Origin of the sequence: Labilibaculum euxinicum, from assembly GCF_009795715.1 — a bacterium.
Lineage (GTDB): Bacteria > Bacteroidota > Bacteroidia > Bacteroidales > Marinifilaceae > Labilibaculum > Labilibaculum euxinus.
In genome coordinates this window covers 179,322-204,646 of record NZ_WTCR01000003.1, presented here as the reverse complement: position 1 = coordinate 204,646, position 25,325 = coordinate 179,322, and the positions used below count along the sequence as shown (strand labels likewise).

The window sequence follows — 25,325 nt, the reverse complement described above, 5'->3', positions numbered from 1 at the left end:
ATTAAATTTACCATTCAAGGCACACACATTTTGTATAAGTAATGGCAGGTAAAGTCTTAAATATCAAGGTTTGTAGCCCGCTCAGACTGCGCCGCGGTTTGACAGGAAACTACCACGCAATCTGCCACTACTCATACAATTTACCGTTGTACATAATTAAGAAAGACATTGCAAATGAGGAGAATAGTAAAAATAACAGGAAAAGTTGTTTTATTGATAATTGGATTGATAGGAGTAGTTTATTTAGGATTTCTGATAAATGAGTATTTAACAGGGAATAAGTATGTGGATTACTTAAAGAAACATAAATTAATATCGACTCAGATTAATGATTCTATTCCGCTAAAATTCGACAATACTTTTTCTGACAATCAATTGTTTTTAGTTGGAGAAATACACGAAGTGGGAACTTCACCTATTATTGATGTAGCAACTTTTAAATATCTCAATCAGCAAAATAATATTACAACCTATATTGCAGAAATGGATATTCCACAATCCTATTATATTAACAGATACCTAAAGGATTCCACAGATTTAAGTCTTGAAAAAATACTTAATAAATGGGTTGTCTATATTGGCACTATAAGTTCTGAATACAGAGCCAAAAAATGGGGGAACCTCAAAAAATATTACCAACAATTGGATGATACAAAGAAATTTGAAGTTTATGGTTTAAATAGACTTAATGATTTTAATTTATTAAATCGACTTTTAAAAGAAAAATTGCCTCTAACTTATTCTGCCGAAATTCCTGAAAGTAAAGATTCTTTAATTAATTGGGTTTCGTCTAATATACCTCAAATAGTTAGGACTACGTCCTTCTCAAAGCAGGATAGTTTATTATTATCAAATATTGAATTTAACTGTTCGAATCTTGAAAAAATTAAATCCAGAGATGAATTTATGTATGATAATTTCCTTAGGTATTATGAACAAAATGATTGGGAATCTAAAAAAATATATGGATGTTTTGGTTTATATCATTCTTTGCAGGGTATTGATAATACCTTAGGTGGAAGAATTAAGACAAATTCCTTTTTAAGTGGAAATATGGTTTCGTTGATTGCTCTTTATAATCATTCTCATCTTACTGTGCCAAGTCAAGGATTACCAGATTATTTAGCTGATAATAATACTTATACCAGATTACCCTACAGCAACGGCAATATATTTTTGGGATATATAAAAGGTATTGAGGATTTTAAACGTGTATCGGCTAAGAACTCAATTAATTTATTTAAGCTTGATGGCACAAATTCACCGTACAATCAATCAAATAGAGGATTAGATAACTTTAGCCTGATTAAATTATTTGGAGGAATCCCAATAAATGAGAATAGAGTGACGACTGACTATATTCAATATCTTTTTTATGTGGATGGAGCTGATTGGATAAAACCTGAAGAATAAAAACTATGCACAATCGAATAGCCCGCCCCGCTAGTAATAACTAGCAGGGAGAGGCTTTCACACCACCAGAAACTTCGCAAGCTCAGTACAAACCAAGCGGGTTTATTCACAAAATAATTTCACAATAAGGTATTCATTAAGGCTTCGCCGTACGTATACGGTTCCGATACACAAGGTAAAATTTAGGCATAACAACTAAATAGCAGCAATATGAAAAAAAAGAACTGGATAATCAGAGTCGGAATATTTTTGATTATTTTCTGTATTCCTTTTTTTCTTTTCATAGCTATAATTCCATTCCTCGAAATGGAAGCGACAACCAAAATTACAATCTCAACCATATCTCTGATTATTGGCGAAGTGCTGTTTTGGCTTGGAGGAATAATGGTGGGAAAAGAGCTTTTTAGCAAATACAAAACCTACCTGAACCCTAAAAACTGGTTTAAAAAAGCAGATCAAAACAAGGAATCAGAATGATATTTTGATGACAGCCGTAAAAACTCTATTCCCTCCATTTTAGGTAGGAGATTCATAATTTAACACCACAAAATCGACAATTTTGGCAGCCAGGCTCGCCGTATGCATGTCCCTGTCGAGCGATGGATTTAACTCTGCAATATCAAAAGCAATGACTTTCTTTGTTGCGAATAAAAAACTCAACAATTTAAACACAAAATAAGGTGTGAAACCCAATGGAGAGGGCGCACTTACGCCAGGTGCATAGGCCGACGAAAAGCCATCCATATCGATGGTAATGTACAGGTAATCGTTATTGGCAATAATGGGTGCCAGTTTGTTTTTAAGGCTTTCCATTTCCATAGCTGATGATTCACAATCGTAATTAATCGAATAGTTGATGTGCTCTCTTTTGGCAATATCGAACAATTCTTTGGTGTTGGATTGCTGCTGAATACCAATGGCATAATAATCTACCAGACCGCCCTTTTCGTGGCATTCCGAAATAATCTGATTGAAAGGAGTTCCGGAATTTCCTCTCCCCTCTACCGGGCGAAGATCAAAATGCGCATCGAAATTAATAATTCCCACTTTTCGCTTCGGATTTTCCTTAACGGCATCGCGTATTCCCATAAAATGTGCGTAAGACATATCGTGCCCGCCACCAATGCCAATCGGAAATATTTTCTGTTTTATTAAGTCGGAGATTGCATAGGAAAAAAGTGCCTGACAAGCTTCCATATCGTCATCGTTGCAGACAATATTGCCGGCATCAATCACGCGTTTGGACTCGAAGTGTATGGGTAATTTGGCCAATCGGTCGCGAATCGCCTTAGGTCCTTCGTGCGCTCCCATTCTTCCGCGGTTCCGTCGTACTCCTTCATCGCAAACATAACCCAAAATGGCAATATCGATCTTTGAATCATCAGACTGCTGATTCAATTCATCCCAGTTTACAAATTCAATTTGCTGGTGCCAATACTGTTTTCCCATGTCTGGATTTGACTTGCGTCCCTCCCAGTATCCTTTTTCAGCAGGCCTGTATTCAGCATTTATCGATTCATTATCTCTTCTCTCCACAACTACAAATTCGTATATATGAAATTGGTTCAGGAAATACCTGAACCAATTCTATTTTGATCTAAAAACGATTTTTAAAAAAGATCAGTCAGCAGGTTGTCATCTACCAGATTGGGAACGGTTACCTTTAAATCAGGTGTGCGTTCCATTTCCCGTTTAATGGCAAACATCGCTTCCTTGTTTCTTGCCCAGCTGCGTCGGGCAATACCGTTGTTTACATCGTAAAACAACATGTTTTTCAGGCGTGCATCAGCTTCCCGGGTTCCGTCCAATAACATTCCGAATCCACCATTGGTAACCTCTCCCCAGCCTACGCCGCCGCCATTGTGAATCGACACCCAGGTAGCTCCTCTAAAGCTGTCACCAATCACATTCTGAATGGCCATATCGGCAGTAAACTTACTGCCGTCGTAAATATTGGAAGTTTCGCGGTAAGGAGAATCTGTTCCACTCACATCGTGATGATCGCGGCCCAAAACCACCGGACCTATTTTACCGGCTGCAATGGCATTGTTGAAAGCTTCAGCAATTTTCGAACGTCCTTCGGCATCGGCATATAAAATGCGCGCCTGCGAACCAACTACCATTTTGTTCTTCTTAGCATCCTTAATCCAGGTAATGTTATCCTGCATCTGCAATTGAATTTCTTCAGGAGAACTTTCCATGATTTCCTGCAGCACATTCATTGCAATTTCATCGGTCTGATCCAAATCTTCAGCTCTTCCCGAAGCACAAACCCAACGGAAAGGTCCAAAACCATAATCGAAGCACATTGGACCTAAAATATCCTGAACATATGATTTGTATTTAAAATCAATTCCATTTTCAGCCATGATATCTGCGCCGGCGCGGGAAGCTTCCAACAAAAAGGCATTCCCGTAATCGAAGAAATAAGTTCCCTTTGCCGTATGATTGTTAATAGAAGCAGCATGGCGGCGTAATGTTGCCTGCACTTTTTCTTTAAACAACTCAGGCTCTTCACGAATCAATCTGTTCGATTCTTCATAGGAAGTATCAACAGGATAATATCCACCTGTCCATGGAATGTGCAATGATGTTTGATCGGAACCAATATGAATGAAGATATTCTCCGCATCGAAACGCTCCCAAACATCAACTACATTACCAATAAATGCAATGGAAACCACCTCGTTGGTCCCCTGTGCTTTTCTTACACGGGCAACCAATTCGTCCATCGAATCAATCAAAACATCAACCCAACCCTGCTCGTGACGTTTTTTGGCTGCTTTGGGATTCACTTCGGCCGCTACGGTAATACAACCGGCAATATTTCCGGCCTTTGGCTGCGCACCACTCATTCCACCCAATCCGGCAGTTAAAAAAATCTTTCCTGAAGGAGTTTCTCCCTTTTTCAGGATTTTACGAAAAGCATTCATCACAGTAATGGTTGTACCGTGAACAATTCCCTGCGGACCAATGTACATAAACGATCCTGCTGTCATTTGACCGTATTGAGATACACCCAGCGCATTAAATTTTTCCCAGTCATCTGGTTTGGAGTAGTTAGGAACAACCATACCATTGGTAACCACCACTCTTGGAGCTCCTTTCGAAGAAGGAAACAATCCCATTGGATGGCCTGAATACAGATTCAAAGTCTGCTCGTCGGTCATGGTCGCCAAATACTGCATGGTAAGCAGGTACTGCGCCCAATTCTGAAAAACAGCTCCGTTACCGCCGTAAGTAATCAACTCCTCGGGATGCTGAGCTACTGCAGGATTTAAATTGTTCTGCATCATCAGCATAATACCTGCAGCCTGTATTGATTTAGCAGGATATTCCTGAATCGGCCTTGCATACATTTTGTATTCCGGCTTAAACCGATACATGTAAATGCGTCCAAAATCGAGTAATTCCTGAGCAAATTCAACAGCTAACTCTTTGTGCCATTCCTTAGGAAAATAACGCAGAGCATTACGAATCGCCAACTGCTTTTCCTCTACCGATAAAATATCTTTCCTTTTAGGAGCTCTGTTCGCATCCTTCGGATATGCTTTTTTTGCAGGTAATTCGGCTGGAATCCCCTTCAATATCTGTTCCTGAAATGTCATACTTTTGTCTTTACTATTTCACAATAAAAGCTCTGGTCTTCACAAAATCAATCATTGCGTAGATGTCATCTTTTAAAACACGGTCATCTTCTAGTTTATCCACTTTACTTCTGATAATTTTGAAATTTTCTGTCATGATATCTGAAAAATGATTAGGACTTCTGAATTCCAATGCCTGAGCAGCATACATCAATTCAATGGCAAATATTTTCTCTATATTACCCAATATCTGATTGAATTTTCGTCCCGAAATACTTCCCATCGAAACGTGATCTTCCTGTCCTAATGAAGTTGGAACACTATCTGCTGACGGAGGAAAACAAAGTGATTTGTTCTCGGTTACCAAAGCAGCAGTAGTATATTGAGGAATCATAAATCCTGAATTTAATCCACCACTTGCAGTCAGCAAACGAGGCAATCCAAATTTACCTTCCAACAGCAGGTAACATCTTCTGTCGGCAATATTACCAAGCTCCGATGCCGCTATAGAACAGTAATCCAAAGCCATCGCCAAAGGTTGTCCGTGGAAGTTACCGCCTGAAATAGCTTCGGTATCGCTTAATACAATTGGATTATCTGTCACCGAATTCATTTCGATTTCAGCCAGCTCATTCAAATGATACCATGCATTTCTGGATGCACCATGAACCTGTGGAATACAACGTAACGAATATGGATCCTGAACACGTTCACAATCAATATGGCCCGCTAAATTTTCTGAGTTTTCCAACAGCATACGCATGCGTTCCGCCACTTTAATATTTCCTTTAAACGGACGAATAGCATGTAATTCCGGTTTGAAAGGAGCTGCACTTCCCTGAAAACCTTCCAGACTCATTGCTCCTGCAACATCAGCCAAATCAAGAAGATATTCCATTTTATACAAACCACGTATGGTGTGAGCCAAAATAAACTGAGTTCCGTTAATCAAACCCAAACCTTCTTTTGCTTCCAAACGAATAGCCTTCAGTCCATGCTTTGCCAATACTTCTTTGGCAGGAACAATATCTTTGCCGATCCAAAATTCACCTTCCCCTAAAAGAGGTAAAAATAAATGCGACAAAGGAGCTAAATCGCCCGAAGCACCAACAGAACCTTGTTCCGGAACAACTGGAACCAAATCATTTTCAATAAAAAATAAAATACGTTCAATCACTTCCAACCGAACACCCGAAAAACCCTGCGCCAATGCTTGTACCTTACAAATCATCATGATTTTAGATAGCTCTTTACCAATAGGATTTCCAACACCTACAGCATGAGTTATCAGCAAGTTTTCCTGCAATTTACTGGTTTCTTCCGGCGAAATCTGAGTATCACACAAAGGGCCAAAACCTGTATTAATTCCATAGTAAGCTTTATTGGACTTCGCCATTGTTTCTACCTTGGCTCTGCAGGCATTCACTTTACTGACAGCTTCTGCAGTTAATCCCGCTTTTAGCTCTCCCCGAGCAATTTGTATCGTCTTATCAACATTTAGTCGATCAATTCCGTATTTAAACATAATTCAAGTAGATTTATTTTTTATTACAAAGTTATTCGTAATTTTGATACTCAACAAGACTATTATTGTCATCATTTAATAACTATGAGTAATCAAATTGAGTTCAGACATTACAAATATTTCCTTGCTTTAGCCGAAGATCTGCATTTTAGAAAAGCAGCAGAAAGCTTGTTTATATCGCAGCCCGGATTAAGCCGGCAGATTAAACAAATGGAAGAAATTCTTGGAATCAGCTTGTTCGAACGCCACAACCGAAAAGTAAAACTTACTGAGGCCGGTCTTTACCTGCAAAAAGAGTTGACCACTAACTTTAAACGTTTGGATGAAATTATAAACCATGCTAAATTGTTGCATGACGGCTTGAATGGCAATTTGAATCTCGGCTATGTTGGTTCTGCCATGCAGGATGTGATCCCTGAACTATTATTAAAATTTAAGCAAACTCATCCAAATGTTCTTTTCAGTTTAAAAGAAATGGACAACAACAAACAAATTCAGGCACTGCTTAATCATGAAATTGATGTTGGTTTTGTGAGAATGGAACGAGTGCCCAGAGGATTAAGCATCCAATCCGTTTTCGAAGATACATTTTCCTTAGTTCTTCCTAAAGATCACCCAATTAACGAATCGAACTTCACGAATTTGTCTCAATTTAAAAATGATTCGTTCATCTTTTTTGATGCTTCGTACAGTGAATCGTATTTTGAAAAAGTAATGCAAATTTTCGATGAAAGTGGTTTTGCACCATTGATTTCGCACAACACGGTTAATGCCAGTTCGATATACCGGCTGGTAGAAAATAAATTTGGTGTTTCAATTGTACCAACTTCTCTGAAATTAGGCTACGACATGGCAATTAAATTTATTGAATTGAATAAAATACCTCAGAGAACAACCTTGCGGGCTGTCTGGAACAACAAAAATACCAATCCAATATTAAATGACTTTCGTACTATGATTGATGACAAAATGATGAATAAGTAAGTTTATCAAGACTAAAAGCACCTATTTCTTTGGTAAAAATATCGCGTCAAAATTTGTCTTTACAAAATTATACTGACCTTGTAACCGGGGTGAATTGTCTTCTATTAAAATTTCACAAACCAAGGAATTAATAGAATAGATAAAAAAAGCGAAGCTACTTCTCAATCAGAACATTAAAATATGTACTTTTGCGACTGTTTTGCGAAAAAGCAAGAAGAAGTGTCCTTAAAAAAACACTTTACATATATCAATTAAGAATTTTAGAAAGAGCCTGTATGAAGCGAGTTAATGCGTACAAAAAATTATTTAATGTTGATCAGGATACTGATCTTAAGAAATTAAAATCAACTTATCGAAATTTGGTTAAAGAGTGGCATCCTGATAAATTTCAATCTGATGATGAAAAATTTGCTGAAGCAGAAATCAAAAGCCGCGAGATTATTGATGCTTATCACTTTTTAGTGAGTATTGCTCCGGAGACAATTGAAGCAAACCTGGAAGAATATACTTCAACAACTACCGAATCGGGCATTGCTGATTACAAACACAAAGGCTTGTTGCTTGAAATCTCTTTCACCGATGGAACTACTTATGAATATTTTGGCGTTCCAAAAAACGTATTCAATAAATTCATCAATTCAGATAAGCAGTATCGCTTTGCCAAAAGAAGCATTTTCAACTCTTACCTGTACCGAAAGTCAAAAAAGGACGCTGCAGCAGCCTAAAGAATATATGATCAATAAAAACCCCAAGCTCAAAAAGCCTGGGGTTTTTATTTTTCAATCCTCCCAAAACCAATCAACTGGTTTTTAACCATCCGGTAATGCTTAAGCGTGGCTGATTACTGAGCAAAACTTCATGCTCGAGTTCACTGCTCTTAAAAAAAACACATTTGCCGTTAAGCGGAGAAATACACTGATTGTGATCCGAATGGTAAATGCACAATTCGCCGCCATCACCCGGCTTCCAATCCGGATTTAAATACATGATCATAGTGAAAGCTCTTCCCTTATTATTCACAAACTGATCGAGATGCTTTTTATAGAAAGTTCCTTTTTCGTAAAGAGCATAATGAAATTCATATCCGGTAATGCCTGTATAGCAAGTCTGATTTAAATAGGCTACAAAACGATCCATCAAATCAAAAAAACAGTCTTCGTGTTCATCATGATGTTTTCGATCGAGCCAATGTATTTTATCGCTGCGAATTAATTGATTGTGAACTAAATCAGTATTATTTCCAATCCCGGCAGGAAGCATCTGTTTTTGCGACAACAATCCTAATAAATTGCTTTTAAGCTGAGAGGCCAGAGTTTCACTCAGGAAATTATCTGCCAGGCCAACATTATTTTCTAAATAAGTCCTGACCAAATCATCAAATGTTGTATTCAATTGAATCAATTAATGTGTATGCGGAACGAATCCGCTGAACTACAAGGTAGACTATTAAACTGAGACATTTCCATGTATTCTAACGATCAAAGAAAGAAGTTCAATTTTAAGTGTTTATCTTTCAAAAAAAAAAATGAAAACAAACCTACTCGAAAACTTCAAAAAAATCAATGAATATTTCTCTCCCAAAGTGATTGGAGAAGTAAACGATTCTTACGTTAAAATTGCCAAAATAAAAGGCGACGAACTACCGTGGCACGATCATAAAAATGAAGATGAACTGTTCTATATCATTGAAGGCAGCCTTTTAATGGAAGTTGAAGGCTCTGAACCGTTTACTATGAATGCCGGAGATATGTACATCGTTAAGAAAGGCACTCAACATCGGGTATCCGCAAAGGAAGAATGCAAAATCATGCTGATAGAAAATAAAACTACGGCTCATACTGGAGATGTTGAATCTGCAATAACTAAAAATATCCAAGATCAACTCAAATAGGATACTATCTTATTTAGAATCATCCCGGCAATTTAATTTGTCGCTGCAATGTCTTTCGACCTAAAATTGCTTCTAAATTCTATATCTTTATTCATAAAAATAAGCTGAGTGATAAATATGGTGCATATTAGAAGAATTTTTCTTCAGATTTTAATTTTAACAGGCTTTATCCTGAATGCATCAGCACAGGACAATGCAATAGTTAACAAAATAAGGTTTACAGGAATCGATACGCTGCAAAAGGAAATTCTTCTTACGCAGATGAATACCAAAGCCAGACCTTTTACCGGAAAGTTAACTTTTTGGAAAAAAACCACCCGATTTTCCAGTTTCACATTTGATGAAGACTTACTTCAACTGAAAAAATACTATCAGAAGAATGGTTTTTTAGATGTATCAATTACATCGGATCTTCTGCCAGACAAAAGAAACAAAAAACTTGACATCCTAATTCACATCCGTAAAGGAACTCCTATTTCCATTGGTGAAATCAGCTATTCCTTAACCGGGACCGAAGCAAACATGCAAATTTTAGAGTCTGTAAAAATGATTCTTCCCCTAAAAACCGGAAACCTGTTTCAAGATGAAAAAATCATAGCCTCCGAAAATTTAATCCGAGAAAAATACAATCACGAAGGGTTTCCTTTTGTGAAAGTGAAAAAAAGCATCCATTTAAATGAAAAACTACATGCTGCAAATATTAATTTCAGTGTAAACCCTGGAAATAAAAGTTATTTTGGTGAGATTAATCTGGAAGGAAATTCTGTAATCAACAAAGCATATATCCTGAAACATGTTGAACTTAGTAAAGGGGAAGTCTTTTCTCAGGTGAAAATTGAAAAGACTCAGGAAGAATTATTCAACATGAATCTATTCCGGTACGTAACCATTCGTGCAATGTTGGATAGTGTAAATCATGATTCAGTGCCAATTTCCATTCACATAAAGGAGCTTCCCCGCTGGTCCGTTAAAATTGGTGTAGGATATGGAACCGAAGATAAAATCAGGACATCCATTCTATTCAAACGATTAAATTTTTTAGGTGGAGGACGAACTCTGTCGATTAAAGCACAGCACTCCTACTTCACGCCGCTTAGTATCGAGAGTAAATTTATACAACCCGATGTATGGAGCAAAAATCTTGATTTCATTTTAAATCCGTTCTTCTCGCGCGAAAGAGAAGACAGTTATGAAGTAGACAGGCTGGGAACTTCGGTTACTTTTCAGAAGGAATTAACAAAAAAATCTGCCGCTTATATTTCCTATACATTTGGTAAAGATAAAGTGGATATATCGAAAAGTGATGACTCCATATCGATTGAGGATGCCGGCAAATTAAATCACAATAAATCAGGCGTAACATTGGGCTACAACCTAAACACCACCAATGACATTTTTTCTCCTGAAAAAGGATTGAAATATGAAGGAACAGCAACCTATATGGGAATTGGTTTTAATTCTCAGTTTCATTACTATAAAATTATGACCGAAATAGACTATTTCCACTCTCTGTGGAAGAATGTTGTTTTTGCCGGAAAAATAAAAACTGGAATTATTGAACCAACCCAAGGCGATTCTCAAAGTCCTATCGAAGATCGTTTTTTAATGGGAGGAGCACTATCCTTGCGTGGCTGGGGCCGTAATCAGATCTCTCCAAAAAACGAAGCAGGAAGCAAATTGGGTGGAAACAGCATGATGGAAACCAGTGCTGAAATAAGATTTCCATTGTACGGTATCTTTTCAGGCACAGCCTTTACGGATTTTGGAAATTCATGGTTAAACTCATGGGAATTTAAACTAAACCAGCTAAACTATGATGCAGGCTTGGGCCTACGTGTGAAAACACCTGTTGGTCCTATTCGTTTGGATGTTGCAAGCCCATTATTCGAGGGGAAATTCAGAACCCAATTCTTTATTACTATTGGGCATGCTTTTTAATGTGAAATTAAATGATTGAAGGAATGAAACGATTTTTAAAAACAGCAGGTATTGCAAGTGCAGGAGTAATTATTCTCCTGGCAATTCTGCTTTTTCTCCTTTCTACCGGACTTTTCAATAATTGGATTTCGGAAACTGTGTGCCGCATAGCCAATCAACAACTAAATGCTGAGCTTACGATAGGAAAAATTGAAGGCAATCCTCTCTCCCATCTTCTAGTAAAGAAAATTGATTTGGAACAAAACAACAGCAAGCTGATAACTCTTGATGAACTGGAAATAAAATACAACATTTGGAAGATTGCAGGAAAAAAACTGGAAATTACATCTCTGAAATTAAATGGAACATCGGTTTTCTTACAACAAGACAAGGATGATTTATGGAACCTTGAAAAACTGATTCCCGGGGCAGAAAATTCTGAAGCTAAAGTTCCTTCGAGTCCCTTTTCATGGGAAATAGAATTGGCAGATGTATCTACGAAGAATTTTGAGGCCAAAATCGTGGCGAATGACAGCACACAGTTAATTCCGCAGCATGTAAAATTTGATGCTTCTCTCAGTTTCAAATTTGCAGCTGATTTTATGAATATCAATCTGCACAAACTTGAAGTAAGCACACAAAAACCATCTCTGCAGATTCAAGACTTACATTTTGAAGCAAGTTTAATTGATTCGGTATTTAGCTGGACTAATTTTGAACTTCAACTTCCTAAATCAAAGCTTAACTCAAAAGGTTCGGTTCCTTTCAATCAATTGCTTGGTTCCGAAGTTTCATTTCATGCAAACCCATTCGATTTTGAAGATGTAAACGAATGGATCCCTTCAATTCATGGCAAACCCAACATAAATCTTGAAATACTCAAAAAAGAAAATACCAGACAAATAGACTTCTCTATCAAACAACAGAATCAGATTTTTAAAATACTGGGAGAAATTAAAGATATTAACAGCTTGCCGGCTTTTGATTTTACTATAGAAATTGATAGTTTAAACGGCGAATACTGGACTCATAATGAAGACCTTAAATCGAATATAAAAGGTGAATTTGAGATCAATGGAAATGGATTGGATTTCGAGGAAAACTCAATTCATGCCAAGGCTAAATTCACCGATTTAAAATATAAGAATTACGAATTGGATGATTTTATTCTTCTTATTGACAAAGACAAAAAAGAACTCGATGCAAATTTAAAAGCAAGTACTCTTTTCGGAAAGTTAGATTCCAAAATTCACATCGAAAACATCTCTGAATTTGCAACTTACAGTTCCGAACTGAAAATTCGCAATTTGGATTTGAGCAAACTAAGCAGGAATAAGAATTTAAAATCAGACATTAACATCGACTTACAGGCAGTTGGCAAGGGCTTTATCCTTGGTGACCTGCAAACAAAACTTCATTTAGAATCAACCAAATCAGTCCTTTTCAATCAGCCAATCACAAATTTAAATGCCAACATTGTTATCAACAAAAAAGAATATCTAATTAATGATATCCATTTTGAAACGCCCTACTTAAAGGCTATTCTTTCGGGAAAGGGAAACATTGCCGAAAACAATCTTATTCATTTAGAGCTAAAATCAAATAACCTAAACGCACCGCTTATCGCGCTAGGCTTTAAACCCGTCGATTTTAACGGGAAAATTACAAGTGACTTATCCGGACCTTTTAATGCTTTGGATTTTAAAAGCGATATCAATATCGCACATGCCGGAATCGACTCACTCATTTTGCAAAATTTCAAAGCTAAGCTTCATTCGCGCTTTTCGGGGGATGAACTATTGGCAAATACGGATTCGCTTGAGAAAAAGGAAACCGGTACGGATATCTTTTTAAAAAACATCTATCTAAGTGCAAAAGCAAGTGCAGATTATATTGCATTTGAAAAGTACTATATGGCGAATACCAACTTAACTTTTGAGAAAAACCAAGAAAATAGTAGTGGTAACATTACTTCCTCCACAGTTTTAGGAAATCTGAAAACCAAATACTCTATCGAAAACCTATTCTCGGTTCCCACATATAAAATAGAAAGCAACTTGAAAAACATTGATCTTTCCAAGATCACAAAAAACAAAAAGCTCCGTTCCGATTTGAACTTTGAAATAGTTGCAGCAGGGAATGGGATTCAACCCGAATCAATGAATGCTGATCTGGAAATTCAATCGAACGGATCATCTATATTTGATTTGCCTCTTGAAAAATTTAAAGCAGAAATAAACTATAAGAAGGGAAAATATCAGGTAAACGGATTTCATATAGAAACGCCCTTTGCTTTCGCCGATTTAACGGGCAAAGGAAACTGGGAAAAGAACAATCTGCTCGAATTAAACATCAAAACTACTGACATTCAGCAGCTCCTCTCTGCCTTAGGAACCGACAAATTACAACTTGTTGGACAACTAAAAGCTGAAATTAAAGGTCCGGCCGATTCTCTGCAAATATCCTCTTCGGTGAATGTAACTGAATTGAAACTCGATACCATCAGCATCAACAAAATAACAGCTGATGCTGAAATCCATTTTGCAGATTCAACATATTCCGGATTCATGAACCTTTTGGTAAGTGACTCTAAAATACAGAATTTTAGTCTTCAGGAACTTCATTTTAAAAGTAAGTTCAATCAGCATAAAGCAACTAATTCGTTCGCCTTTTTTGCCAGCGATTCTTTACAGGGTAAAATTTTATCCGAACTAAAAATCAATAATAATCCCAGCATTTCCTTTCAGGATATACAATTAAATTTAAACAATCAGATTTGGAAGGGAGGCAACGATTCCAACTACATTAAATTTAGGCAGGATTCTATTGAAATAAACCAATTTGAACTTAGCTCGCAGCAAAGTGCATTAAAAGCAAATGGAATATTTGCTTTTAAAGGAACTGAAGATTTGCATGTTGAAATTCAGAACCTTAACCTGATCAACATTTCAGAACTGCATTTTTTGCCCTATCAGATATCAGGAAAAGTGAATGCTTTTCTCGACATTTCCGGAACAGCAAACAAACCAATTATTAAATCTATTCTCACTATTGATAATCCGGAAATTGACAGCCTGCGATTTAGCAAATTCCAATCTGATATCAACTATACAAACGAAAAGCTTCGTTTTGAGACATATCTTGATGGTTATTCGTCACGACTTATCAACGCAGAATTTGAACTTCCTCTGCACTTTTCATTTACTGAAAAGTTTGTACTTCCCAAGGAAGACAATCCCATCCATGCCATTGTAAAAATCGATCAACTCGATATCAATAAATTCAATCGTTTTATTCCAACAACAGGAATTGAAGCTAAAGGTTTGCTAAGCCTACAACTCAATGTTGATAACACCATTAACAATCCTCACATTAGTGGTTATCTAAATTTTGGCAAGGGTGCTTTTCAATATAAAAAACTGGGAATGAATTACAGTGATATCGAAATGCGCAGTCGCCTGGCAAACAACTATTTTTATCTCGACAGCCTTCTCATAAATTCCGGAAAAGGAAAATTGCAGCTGAAAGGATCGGCTGAAATGAAATCACTGGTTGATACTGAATTAAAAAACATTAATCTGGATGTAAAAGGAGAAAACTTCAAAGCCTTCGACTCCGAACTAATAAAGGCCGTTATCAATACAAATCTTAGCCTGAGCGGTTCCCCTGAAAACCCTACCTTCAAAGGAAAAGTCACAATTCTAAACTCAAACCTAAATACCGATATATTCCTAAAAGAATTCAATCGTGTTTATGATGATTCCAACCAACCACTCTTGGTTACTGCACGGAAAAATGCAGAAAATGAAGAAATAAAGTACACTATAAAAAAGAATTCAACACAAAAAGATTTCCCTTCAATTTATAAAAACCTGAAGGGAAATTTCGACATCGAGATTCCTAGAAACACCTGGATAAAAGGCAAAAACATGAATTTTGAACTGGCAGGAAATCTACAAGCGATCAAAGAAGATGAACAGATAGACATTTTCGGAACTATGAACGTAAAAAGAGGATTTTATAAAATTTACGGACGAAGACTTGAATTTGAAGAAGGTGAAGTCACGTTAACAGGTGGAGCAACTCTAAATCCGATTGTCAATTTCAAAGTTGCCTACAAATTCCGCGATCCGGATAATCAATTGCGAAAACTTAGCGTAAATGTAACTGGACGAATTTATGAACCCGAAGTTAAATTTTTTCTTGACGATACCTCCATCGAAGAAAAAGACGCCATTTCTTATCTGATATTCAACAAAAGCACGAACCAACTTGATACGAGAGAAAATACATCAATGAAGAGCAGTAATATGGATATCGCCAAGGATTTTGCAATCGGCCAATTCTCGAATGTACTTAAGGATGCCTTACAATCATCACTTGGTTTGGATGTGATTGAAATTTCGGGAAAAAGTGGTTGGACGCAAGGCAGTGTATCGGTTGGTAAATACATAACAAACAATTTGTACCTGAATTACGAACGAACATTTGCCATCGATAAAAAAGATAAAATTATTGAACCGGAAAAAATTTCAATGGAATACCAATTTTACCGCTCTCTTTTTTTACAGGCGACCAATCAGAGTGCGAATTCCGGTTTTGATTTCATTATCAAATGGACCTGGAAATAAGTTGGAATTCGAAACCTGTTAATTCGGTAAATAAAAGTAAATACCCAAGCCATTTGTAAATAGAATATTTCCATACAAAGAATGCTCCAAAAAAACTGCGTTTAACGATTTGTTGCGAAGATAGGTAAAGGAAAAAATAAGACTGCCTGCAAAGGTAAAGATCAAAGCCATCCAGTTTCTAAAAATAATGTGAGCCATGGAAAAACAAACCGCATTTATCAACAGCAGTAATAATGGATTTCTAAAAAGAAGTTTATACCGATAAAAAAAGAATGCCCGGTAAATGAATTCCTGTGTGTATGCTGACCAAATAGGATAAGTGAAAATTACAGCAAGCCAAATCCAAAAATTATTCCTCGGAAGGTAAAAAAATACATCTCCCCTAAAAATATAAACCCATATTGAGGTAATAAACAGCAATACAAATCCTTTCAATAAAAATTCCTGCCATGGATAGTCACGCTTAATTCGAAAAATACCGCGGTCAAAATTTTTATCCCTAAAAACAATAAAGAGACAATAGAGAAATACAATAACCAGTGGCACAGCTTTATGAACCGGTATAAGCTCGTAAAAATACAAGACAGGAAGTACCAGAAACATAAAAATCATTTCTAACCACAGGTATAATTTTTTCATCTCACTATCCACTAAAAATTTGAAAACAATAGAAAACCAATTGAAATAAGGAGGACTCCTTATTAAGACTCGTTCTATTTAATTTACAATTTTTAGATGGATTTTGTTTCAAAAACTTTGGTGAAATTTAGGAACGGAGGATTTTTATTGACTAACGAAATTATAGGGTTAATAAATCCAAAAAAATGACAATAAAAAGCCTTTTTTAATTGATTTATCTAACTCAAAAATAGACAAATACCTACAACTCGCTACAACTGCCAGCTAGAATTCTTTTCTTTGCGCTTTTCTTGCAGCAATAATTAGTAAATAACCCGCAATTACGGGTCCGTAAGACACAAAATAATATCCCTTCATATCGAACCAATGGAAATAGGTTCCCAGAGTAATTATACCACCAATTATCATTAGAGTCCATCCTATCAGGCGCAATTCCCTAGCCTTAAACTTCCCTTTCTTCTTCACTTCTCCTCTTAAAATCCGATCATCAATTGCGCGGACAATATCCTTAATCAGATCTTCTTCGATATTCTTTTCTACTAATTCTTTACGGATTTGGGAAAAATCCATTCCCTCTATTTTCTTTTGGTGATATAAATCAACCAACTCTCTAAAATTATTTTCCATAATTCAATTGTGCTATTCGTTCAACAAAACTAGCTACAATTGAACACATATTCAAAACAGTACCGGTAAATCTTTCAAGCATTAAGTAAAAACCAATCATAAACACAAGAGCAATACAAACTACCACTACAATACGACTCATCACCATACAACTAGAATATACCACCATATAAAGCGAATCTACTACCAAATAACTGAAACCTACTACCAAACAACTGGAATCTATCACCATGAGAATGGAATCCACCATCGTATAACTGGAATCCATCATCATACAACTTGAATTCATCATCATACAACTTGAATTCATCACCACAGAATATGAATACAGCCCCGGTAAGCTAAACCATTTAAAAAGTAAAAACGATTCCCATTAAAAAACAGGCTTCCCGAATAGGGAAGCCTGTGATGTATCTGATCAAAAATATTTGTTCTATTTATAAATTGCCTTTTTAGCAGCAAGCAAAGTATTCTGTAACAAGGAAACAATCGTCATTGGACCAACGCCACCCGGAACAGGAGTTATGAAGGATGCTTTAGGAGCAACTTCATCAAACTTCACATCGCCCAACAGCTTCCAGCCCGACTTTGTTTTATCAGATTTTACTCGGTGAATTCCAACATCGATAATAACAGCGCCTTCTTTTACCATATCACCTGTTAAAAACTCTTTCATTCCCAAAGCAACAATAACGATATCCGCCTGACGGGTAATTTCTGCAATGTTCTTAGTTCTGCTATGGCAAAGTGTAACTGTACAATCGCCATACTCAGCTTTACGCGACATTAAAACACTCATTGGAGTGCCTACAATGTTGCTTCGGCCAATAACAACGCAATTTTTACCTGATGTCTGAATTTTATATCTTTTCATCAACTCAACAATTCCTGCCGGAGTTGCCGGCAAATAGGTAGGAAGGCTCGATACCATTTTACCAACATTCATAGGATGAAATCCATCAACATCTTTTTCGGGACGTATGGTTTCAATCACTTTCGATTCTGAAATATGTTTTGGCAATGGCAATTGAACAATCAATCCGTCGATATCATCGTCGTCATTCACTTTTCTAATTTCTGCAAGCAATTCTTCCTCGGTAATGTCCTCTTCGAAACGAAACTCTGAAGATTTAAAACCTACCATATGACAAGCTTTCACTTTTGCAGCCACATAAGTTTCACTGGCTCCGTCGTGTCCAACAATCATAGCAGCCAAATGAGGAGTTTTTCCTCCAGCCTTTTTGATTAGTTCTACTTCGGCAGCAATTTCCTGCTTCACCTCTGCTGAGATTTTTTTTCCGTCGATTAATTCCATGGTTGTATCGTTTTGCGGTATAAAAAATGCCTGACCAAGTGGCCAAGCATTTCTATTTGTAAGTTTATTATCTTCGGCCTCCCATATTCCCCATCATTCGGGACATGTTTCCGCCTTTTGTCATCATTTTCATTAATTTTCGCGTTTCATCGAATTGTTTGATTAAACGATTCACGTCCTGAATGGTAGAACCACTACCATCGGCAATCCTCTTTCTTCTTGATCCGTTAATTAGCCCCGGATCTTCTCTCTCTGCCGGAGTCATCGAAAATATAATTGCTTCAACACCTTTAAAAGCGTCATCATCAATATCAACATTCTTAAGTGCTTTTCCAACCCCGGGAATCATCGAAGCCAAATCTTTCAGATTACCCATTTTCTTAATCTGCGAAATCTGAGACAGGAAATCGTTGAAGTTAAATTGGTTCTTGGCGATTTTCTTCTGAAGTTTTCTAGCTTCGTCAGCATCAAATTGATCCTGGGCACGTTCTACAAGCGAAACAATATCACCCATACCCAAAATACGATCGGCCATACGACTGGGATGGAAAACATCAAGAGCTTCCATTTTTTCTCCCGTACCAACAAATTTGATTGGTTTGTTAACTATTGAACGAATTGAAAGCGCAGCTCCACCACGTGTATCACCATCCAATTTCGTTAAAACAACACCATCAAAATCCAAACGCTCGTTAAATTCTTTGGCTGTATTCACCGCATCCTGACCGGTCATAGAATCGACAACAAACAGAATCTCGGAAGGATCAATAGCTTTTTTAACAGCCTCAATTTCCTTCATCATTTCCTCATCGATAGCCAAACGACCAGCTGTATCGACAATCACCAAATCGTTTCCGTTTGCTTTTGCCTGCTTAATGGCATCCTGAGCAATCTTAACAGGGTTCTTGCTCTCAATATCCGTATATACAGGAACTCCAATTTGTTCTCCTAATACTTTCAGCTGTTCGATCGCTGCAGGACGATATACATCACAAGCAACCAACAATGGATTCTTAGAACGTTTTGTTTTCAGAAGATTTGCCAGTTTACCTGAAAAGGTGGTTTTACCCGACCCCTGCAAACCAGCAATTAATATTACAGCAGGTTTTCCCTGAATATTTATATCAACCTGTGTACTCCCCATTAATTCAGCCAGCTCATCGTGAACTATTTTCACCATTAACTGATTTGGTTTTAATGCGGTTAGTACATTCTGTCCTAATGCTTTTTCTTTTACTGTATTGGTAAAGGACTTGGCTATACTAAAGTTTACATCGGCATCCAAAAGGGCACGTCTCACATCTTTCAATGTTTCTGCTACATTGATTTCAGTAATTTTTCCTTGCCCCTTTAATATCTGGAAGGATCGCTCAAGTCGTTCGTTAAGATTTTCAAACATTATTATACAGATTTATATTTCACTGCAAAATTAAAAAAATCTGCTTAGCGATAAAGACTATGCGATAGAAATGTCGATAATTTTATCATGATTCTTCATTTTCGTTAGAAATAGTATTAAAACAACACTTTTAAAATAAAAAAAGAGCGAATTCCAAAAATGAAATCCGCTCTTTACTAACAAATATATTTTTACATTCTTTCAGGAACACCAATTCCTAACAATTCCATTCCACTTTTTATAACCTGTGCAACCTGCTTAGAAAGAACCATTCGGAACGCTCTTAATTCAACATTGTCCTCTTTAGCAATTGGAAAATCGTGATAAAATTGGTTGTATTCTTTCACCAAATCATATACGTAATTTGCAATTTGAGCAGGACTTGTTGTATCACCGGCTTCTTTAATGATAACCGGATAGTTGGCAATCATTTGAATTAAATTTGATTCTTTCTCAGAAATCTCAATAGCTGTATTTGCGAATTCAGGAAATTCAATTCCTTCATCAACAGTCTTTTTCAAAACCGATTGAATCCTAGCATATGTGTACTGAATAAATGGTCCGGTATTCCCATTAAAATCAATTGATTCTTTAGGATTAAACATCATATTCTTTTTAGGATCTACCTTAAGAATAAAATATTTTAATGCTCCCATAGCAACTTTATTATACACATCCTCAGCTTCTTCTGCTGAATATCCCTGAAGCTTACCTAATTCATTTGAAGTGTCGCGGGCCGTATTTACCATTTCATCCATTAACTCATCTGCGTCAACAACAGTTCCTTCGCGGGATTTCATTTTTCCTTCAGGCAATTCAACCATACCATACGACAGATGCTGAATTTTATTACTCCATTCGTATCCCAGTTTACCTAAAACCAGCGACAACACCTGGAAATGATAATTTTGTTCATTACCTACAACATAAATATGCTCATCGATACTGAATTCATTGAATCGTTCGTAAGCTGTACCAATATCCTGAGTCATATAAACAGAGGTTCCATCATCACGTAACAATAGTTTATGATCCAATCCATCTGCCTCAAGGTTAGCCCAAACAGAACCGGTATCTTTACGGTACAAAACTCCTTCTTCCAAGCCTCTTTCAACAATTGCTTTTCCTTTCTTATAGGTTTCCGATTCGAAATAAACTTTATCGAAATCAACGCCCATTTTTTGATAAGTAACATCGAAACCAGCTAAAACCCAATCGTTCATCTTTCTCCACAAAGCAACAACTTCCTTGTCGCCCGCTTCCCATTTCACCAACATTTCCTGAGCTTCCAACAACAACGGAGCTTGTTTTTTAGCTTCATCAGCATCCATTCCGTTGGCTACTAAAGCTTCAATTTCTTTTTTGTATTCCTGATCGAATTTCACATAGTATTTTCCAACCAAATGATCTCCTTTTAAACCAGTTGATTCAGGAGTTTCACCTTCACCAAAACGCAGCCACGCAAGCATCGATTTGCAGATATGAATGCCACGGTCGTTCACCAAATTTACTTTGATTACTTCGTAACCATTCGCTTTTAAAATTTGAGCAACAGAATACCCCAATAAATTATTACGAATGTGCCCCAAATGCAATGGCTTATTTGTATTTGGTGAAGAATACTCGATCATCACTTTTTTAGCACCTGCCTCTAATTTTTTAAAGCCATAGTTTTCCGATTGAAAAGCAGTATTCAACACTGATATCCAATAAGAACTGTCAATAACCAAATTCAGAAATCCTTTTACAACATTAAAAGCAGTAACCGCTTCAATATTTTCCTGAAGAAAAACACCAAGATCATTGGCTGTAGCTTCCGGTGATTTTTTTGAAAAGCGCAAAAAAGGAAATACAACTACAGTTAAATCGCCTTCAAATTCACGTCTTGTTTTTTGAATCTGAACTGTTTCATTATCAATTCCATGACCATAACAACTATTTACGGCCTCTATAACCTTACCTTTTATAATGCTTTCAATACTCATCTGAAAATTCTTTATTTCGAATTCAACTATTTACAAACTATATCTCTTATCAGATCAAAATGGTCTTTTAGCCAGTCTAACTTTTCCATGCATTAACCGCCCCTAAAAGTACCCGATAATCCGAATGTGCAAAGATAATACGAATAAAATAAATAGTTCCCTACATTTAGAAAAAAGTCATTCATGACCTTGTTTATGGAATCCCTCAAATAGCCTCATCTATTTAACTTCTTATAGAGCAACATTACTTACCTTTGAGAAATTACAAAACCTTGTCTATTTTTAATTTGATATTTTTTAATTCTTTATTAAATTAAATAGAAATAAAAACAACAAAAACTTTCATTTTAAGTTATAACAGTTAATTGCACAAATTCTTAAGTTAAAAAGAATGAAAAACATACTCCTCCTTCTATTTTCACTAATTACCACCTTTCACGTCACAGCAACCGTCCAATCAGAAAGAATAGACTTTACAATAAAAAATGCAAATCTTGATCGCGTAATCGAAATTGCCCAATCCTACTTCAATTCAAATAATGCTGAAGCTTTAAAATTAAGCTTGCAGGCCGCTGATAAAGCACTTGAATTTGAGAACATGAAACAATACGCAATCGCGAATGAATTATTAGGGAAAATATATTTGTATCAGGGAGAATTTAAAAATGCCGAAACCTGTATTAATATTTCTCTTGAATATTGGAAAAGCATGAGAGACACTCTGAAAATGAGTTTTTGCTATGGTTATTTAGGCAATTTAAACTATTCAACATGTAACTATGATACCGCAGAATTGTTTTATCAAAAAGGATTTGAATTAAAAAAATTAACCCAAGACAGTATTAATTTCAGTTTTAGCTACAATGCCATTGGCAATATAAAATTAGAAAACTGCAGGTACGATGAAGCATTAAAAAATTACCATAAGGCATTGGAGCTAAATATACGTTTTAAGAACAATTCAGGCATTTGCTACACCCACAATGCATTGGGAAATGCTTATTTTGAAATTAATGATCTGGAATCATCAAAAAAACATTTCGAAAAAGCGCTGGAAATTGGCAAAGAAAATCATCTCGACAAAAATATTGCATATACTTTAAACCATCTGGCAAAACTGCACAACAGATTAAGCAATAGAATTACAGCCATTGATCTATACAATGAATCGTTACAAATCAGCAAAAAACTATTATCGAAAAATGGGATAGGACTGTCATATATGGGGATTGGCGAGGTCTATCAATCCCTTATGCAGAATGACAAAGCTTTAGAATATCTGCATAAAGCACTAAAGCTTTTTGAAGAGCTTGGATCTCAAAAAAATATTGCGAATTGCTACTTAAACATTGGTATGGTTTTATATGAAATGAAGGATCACACCATGGCTCGGGAAAAGTTTCAAAAATCAATAGAAATAAACGAACGAATCGGATATTTAAAAGGCAGTGCCGATGCTTATCGCAAAATAGGGAACACCTATTACCAAGAAAAAAATTACCCTCTTAGTCTTGCCAGCTATAATAAATCGCTTTCCATTCAAAGAAAAATAGGCAATTTAAAAGGAATCGCATCCTGTTATACAAATATCGGTTTAATTCATGTAAAAAGAGATAGTTTGGCGTTAGCCATGGATGTTTTCAACAAGGCAATTGTTATTAATATGGGTATTAATAACATTGGTGGTGTTGCATCAACTTACAATAATTTGGGTGAATTATATAAGACTAAAAACAACCACAAACTGGCAATTCAATATCTGTTAAAAAGCTTTGATATAGCCTCTGAAATTGGCCGAAAAACTCTCATGGCTGAGTGTGTAAAAAATTTATCAGAGATCTATTCATCCGATAAAAATTATAAACAATCCTTGCACTATTACCAATTGTATTTTGATTTGTACAACCAAATGTACAATGCACAAATGGAAAATAGAATTGGTTGGATTCAGATGCAAAACGAAAGAGAAAAACGAGTAACTCTGGAAAAAATTTTCGCCAATGAAAAATCAATCGAAAAAGAAAAATTAAATAAACAATCCCTTATCAATTCATTTTTAATAGTAATTGTAGTTCTCATTCTGCTCTCAACAACATTAATTTACAGACTTTACCTTGCTGTAAAAAAGGCAAATAAGAAATTAACCAGCGAAATTACGGTACGAAAAAAAGCAGAATTACAGCTAGAGGAGAATCATCGAAATCTTGAGAATCTCGTAAAAATACGGACGATTGAATTAATTAAAGCAAAAGAAAAAGCAGAACAATCGGATCAATTAAAATCCTCCTTTTTAGCGAATATGTCTCATGAAATTAGAACTCCAATGAATGCTATTATTGGGTTTTCTAAACTGTTGACGATGACCAATTCTTCAAAAAAACAAAACCATTACACTTCAATTATTTATGAGAACGGACATATTTTGCTCACTCTTGTCAACGATATCATGGATATTTCGATGATTGAATCAAAACAGTTGAAAATTAAAGAATCAAATTTCAAGGTTTATCCAATGCTTGAAGAATTAAAAAGCATTTTCGATGAGCTTAAATATGCTGACAAAAAGAATCATATTGAATTTACCATTCACTACAATGATATACCTAAAGATCTGACAATTAACTCCGACCGGGTTCGAATAAAACAAATTCTAATAAACCTCCTGCGAAATGCTTTAAAATTCACAAAATCGGGTCATATTGATTTTGGCATCGAATTAATTGAAAACAAAATACGCTTCTTTATTAACGACTCAGGCATTGGTATTCCGTACGAAGATCAATCTTTAATTTATGATCGATTTAGACAGGCAAGTAATAATTCTGCAGAGCACGGGGGTACAGGTCTGGGATTAACAATTTCAAAGAGTTTGGTTGAATTACTAAATGGTAATATTTGGTTTACATCGAAACCGAATGTAGGAAGCCAATTTTATGTGGATCTTCCTTTCCAATCAAATCCCATTAAGATAAGTTCCGAAACTTCAGAAGACGATAAGGAAACAGATTTTACCGGAAAAAAAATATTAGTAGCAGAAGATAAAAAATCAAATTTCCTTTACATTAAAGAAGTACTCCGAAAGACAAATGCAGAAGTAACCTGGACAAAAGATGGGGCTGAAACAGTTGAGCAGTTTAAATTAAATCATTTTGACTTGGTATTGATGGACATTCAATTACCAAAAATTGACGGATACGAGGTTACTAAGAAAATAAAGCTGCAAAACCCACATGTGCCTGTAATTGTTCAAACTGAATTTAACCATCAGAATGAAGAGCAAAAACGTTCAGAATCGGGCTTTGATGACTTCATAATAAAACCCTATACCGGGAGTAAACTTCTTCGTATCATATCACAGAATCTATCTTAAAATGTTCTTTACCAACTCTTAAATACTTGATTCCACTCATTA

Annotated in this window: 18 protein-coding genes; 8 read left to right on the top strand and 10 right to left on the bottom strand. The window is 36.0% G+C overall.

What is annotated here, in order from left to right:
- The first annotated feature begins 174 nt into the window (after positions 1-174).
- Together GQR60_RS04750 and GQR60_RS04745 are read left to right on the top strand one after the other, a co-directional pair.
- Positions 175-1,413 (top strand): hypothetical protein, encoded by a 1,239-nt coding sequence (locus tag GQR60_RS04750; RefSeq protein ID WP_124991830.1) that lies wholly within the window; start codon positions 175-177, stop codon positions 1,411-1,413.
- 210 nt (positions 1,414-1,623) lie between these two features.
- A complete protein-coding gene (locus tag GQR60_RS04745) occupies positions 1,624-1,890 on the top strand; it encodes a transporter suffix domain-containing protein (protein ID WP_124991829.1) in 267 nt (88 codons plus the stop codon).
- Between the two features lie 39 nt (positions 1,891-1,929).
- Here the strand turns inward: GQR60_RS04745 and hutG are convergent, their stop codons facing one another.
- The 3 genes from hutG to hutH all read right to left on the bottom strand — a co-directional run bounded on the left by hutG (position 1,930) and on the right by hutH (position 6,525).
- Positions 1,930-2,949 (bottom strand): formimidoylglutamase, encoded by a 1,020-nt coding sequence (hutG, locus tag GQR60_RS04740; protein ID WP_306598736.1) that lies wholly within the window; start codon positions 2,947-2,949, stop codon positions 1,930-1,932.
- Positions 2,950-3,023: 74 nt separating this feature from the next.
- Positions 3,024-5,021 carry a urocanate hydratase gene (locus GQR60_RS04735; RefSeq protein WP_124991828.1) on the bottom strand — a complete coding sequence of 666 codons (1,998 nt, stop codon included), beginning with the start codon at positions 5,019-5,021 and terminating at the stop codon, positions 3,024-3,026.
- A gap of 13 nt (positions 5,022-5,034) precedes the next feature.
- A complete protein-coding gene (hutH, locus tag GQR60_RS04730; RefSeq protein ID WP_191991590.1) occupies positions 5,035-6,525 on the bottom strand; it encodes a histidine ammonia-lyase in 1,491 nt (496 codons plus the stop codon).
- Between the two features lie 84 nt (positions 6,526-6,609).
- Here hutH and GQR60_RS04725 point away from each other — a divergent pair, with 84 nt between their 5' ends.
- On the top strand, positions 6,610-7,509 hold the full coding sequence (locus GQR60_RS04725) for a LysR substrate-binding domain-containing protein (protein WP_124991826.1): 900 nt from the start codon (positions 6,610-6,612) through the stop codon (positions 7,507-7,509).
- Between the two features lie 275 nt (positions 7,510-7,784).
- The gene (locus GQR60_RS04720; protein ID WP_124991825.1) at positions 7,785-8,234 is read left to right on the top strand and encodes a KTSC domain-containing protein; all 450 of its coding nucleotides are present in this window, start codon (positions 7,785-7,787) and stop codon (positions 8,232-8,234) included.
- A gap of 73 nt (positions 8,235-8,307) precedes the next feature.
- Here the strand turns inward: GQR60_RS04720 and GQR60_RS04715 are convergent, their stop codons facing one another.
- Positions 8,308-8,901, bottom strand: coding sequence for a 2OG-Fe(II) oxygenase (locus GQR60_RS04715; RefSeq protein ID WP_124991824.1), 594 nt, complete (start codon positions 8,899-8,901; stop codon positions 8,308-8,310).
- A 133-nt stretch (positions 8,902-9,034) separates the two neighbouring features.
- On the opposite strand from GQR60_RS04715, the gene GQR60_RS04710 reads away from it, so the two are divergent.
- From GQR60_RS04710 to GQR60_RS04700, 3 genes are all read left to right on the top strand, one after another.
- Positions 9,035-9,400, top strand: coding sequence for a cupin domain-containing protein (locus GQR60_RS04710; RefSeq protein ID WP_124991823.1), 366 nt, complete (start codon positions 9,035-9,037; stop codon positions 9,398-9,400).
- 117 nt (positions 9,401-9,517) lie between these two features.
- A complete protein-coding gene (bamA, locus tag GQR60_RS04705) occupies positions 9,518-11,338 on the top strand; it encodes an outer membrane protein assembly factor BamA (RefSeq protein WP_124991822.1) in 1,821 nt (606 codons plus the stop codon).
- Positions 11,339-11,361: 23 nt separating this feature from the next.
- Entirely contained in the window at positions 11,362-15,948 is a 4,587-nt protein-coding gene (locus GQR60_RS04700; RefSeq protein ID WP_160463413.1) for a translocation/assembly module TamB domain-containing protein, read from the top strand.
- An 18-nt stretch (positions 15,949-15,966) separates the two neighbouring features.
- Here the strand turns inward: GQR60_RS04700 and GQR60_RS04695 are convergent, their stop codons facing one another.
- From GQR60_RS04695 to argS, 6 genes are all read right to left on the bottom strand, one after another.
- Positions 15,967-16,587, bottom strand: coding sequence for a CPBP family glutamic-type intramembrane protease (locus GQR60_RS04695; RefSeq protein ID WP_124991820.1), 621 nt, complete (start codon positions 16,585-16,587; stop codon positions 15,967-15,969).
- A 264-nt stretch (positions 16,588-16,851) separates the two neighbouring features.
- Positions 16,852-17,214: a hypothetical protein gene (locus tag GQR60_RS04690; protein ID WP_124991819.1), complete on the bottom strand. Its 363-nt coding sequence runs from the start codon at positions 17,212-17,214 to the stop codon at positions 16,852-16,854.
- On the bottom strand, positions 17,204-17,524 hold the full coding sequence (locus GQR60_RS04685; RefSeq protein WP_124991818.1) for a hypothetical protein: 321 nt from the start codon (positions 17,522-17,524) through the stop codon (positions 17,204-17,206). Before GQR60_RS04685 ends, GQR60_RS04690 begins: the two co-directional genes overlap by 11 nt.
- 123 nt (positions 17,525-17,647) lie before the next feature.
- On the bottom strand, positions 17,648-18,529 hold the full coding sequence (locus tag GQR60_RS04680; RefSeq protein WP_124991817.1) for a bifunctional 5,10-methylenetetrahydrofolate dehydrogenase/5,10-methenyltetrahydrofolate cyclohydrolase: 882 nt from the start codon (positions 18,527-18,529) through the stop codon (positions 17,648-17,650).
- A 67-nt stretch (positions 18,530-18,596) separates the two neighbouring features.
- Positions 18,597-19,928: a signal recognition particle protein gene (gene ffh, locus GQR60_RS04675; protein ID WP_124991816.1), complete on the bottom strand. Its 1,332-nt coding sequence runs from the start codon at positions 19,926-19,928 to the stop codon at positions 18,597-18,599.
- Positions 19,929-20,119: 191 nt separating this feature from the next.
- On the bottom strand, positions 20,120-21,913 hold the full coding sequence (argS, locus tag GQR60_RS04670; protein ID WP_124991815.1) for an arginine--tRNA ligase: 1,794 nt from the start codon (positions 21,911-21,913) through the stop codon (positions 20,120-20,122).
- 391 nt (positions 21,914-22,304) lie between these two features.
- Here argS and GQR60_RS04665 point away from each other — a divergent pair, with 391 nt between their 5' ends.
- Positions 22,305-25,283, top strand: a complete 2,979-nt coding sequence (locus GQR60_RS04665) for a tetratricopeptide repeat protein (RefSeq protein WP_124991814.1) — start codon at positions 22,305-22,307, stop codon at positions 25,281-25,283.
- Positions 25,284-25,325 lie beyond the last annotated feature (42 nt).

What these genes read in the sequence shown, in the direction of transcription:
- GQR60_RS04710 (WP_124991823.1), top strand. Translation starts at nt 9,035, where the DNA reads ATGAAAACAAACCTACTCGAAAACTTCAAAAAAATCAATGAATATTTC.
- ffh (WP_124991816.1), bottom strand. Translation starts at nt 19,928, where the DNA reads ATGTTTGAAAATCTTAACGAACGACTTGAGCGATCCTTCCAGATATTA.
- GQR60_RS04690 (WP_124991819.1), bottom strand. Translation starts at nt 17,214, where the DNA reads ATGGAAAATAATTTTAGAGAGTTGGTTGATTTATATCACCAAAAGAAA.
- GQR60_RS04685 (WP_124991818.1), bottom strand. Translation starts at nt 17,524, where the DNA reads ATGAATTCAAGTTGTATGATGATGAATTCAAGTTGTATGATGATGGAT.
- GQR60_RS04665 (WP_124991814.1), top strand. Translation starts at nt 22,305, where the DNA reads ATGAAAAACATACTCCTCCTTCTATTTTCACTAATTACCACCTTTCAC.
- GQR60_RS04750 (WP_124991830.1), top strand. Translation starts at nt 175, where the DNA reads ATGAGGAGAATAGTAAAAATAACAGGAAAAGTTGTTTTATTGATAATT.
- hutH (WP_191991590.1), bottom strand. Translation starts at nt 6,525, where the DNA reads ATGTTTAAATACGGAATTGATCGACTAAATGTTGATAAGACGATACAA.
- GQR60_RS04720 (WP_124991825.1), top strand. Translation starts at nt 7,785, where the DNA reads ATGAAGCGAGTTAATGCGTACAAAAAATTATTTAATGTTGATCAGGAT.
- GQR60_RS04735 (WP_124991828.1), bottom strand. Translation starts at nt 5,021, where the DNA reads ATGACATTTCAGGAACAGATATTGAAGGGGATTCCAGCCGAATTACCT.
- GQR60_RS04725 (WP_124991826.1), top strand. Translation starts at nt 6,610, where the DNA reads ATGAGTAATCAAATTGAGTTCAGACATTACAAATATTTCCTTGCTTTA.
- argS (WP_124991815.1), bottom strand. Translation starts at nt 21,913, where the DNA reads ATGAGTATTGAAAGCATTATAAAAGGTAAGGTTATAGAGGCCGTAAAT.
- GQR60_RS04680 (WP_124991817.1), bottom strand. Translation starts at nt 18,529, where the DNA reads ATGGAATTAATCGACGGAAAAAAAATCTCAGCAGAGGTGAAGCAGGAA.
- GQR60_RS04745 (WP_124991829.1), top strand. Translation starts at nt 1,624, where the DNA reads ATGAAAAAAAAGAACTGGATAATCAGAGTCGGAATATTTTTGATTATT.
- GQR60_RS04700 (WP_160463413.1), top strand. Translation starts at nt 11,362, where the DNA reads ATGAAACGATTTTTAAAAACAGCAGGTATTGCAAGTGCAGGAGTAATT.
- bamA (WP_124991822.1), top strand. Translation starts at nt 9,518, where the DNA reads ATGGTGCATATTAGAAGAATTTTTCTTCAGATTTTAATTTTAACAGGC.
- GQR60_RS04695 (WP_124991820.1), bottom strand. Translation starts at nt 16,587, where the DNA reads ATGAAAAAATTATACCTGTGGTTAGAAATGATTTTTATGTTTCTGGTA.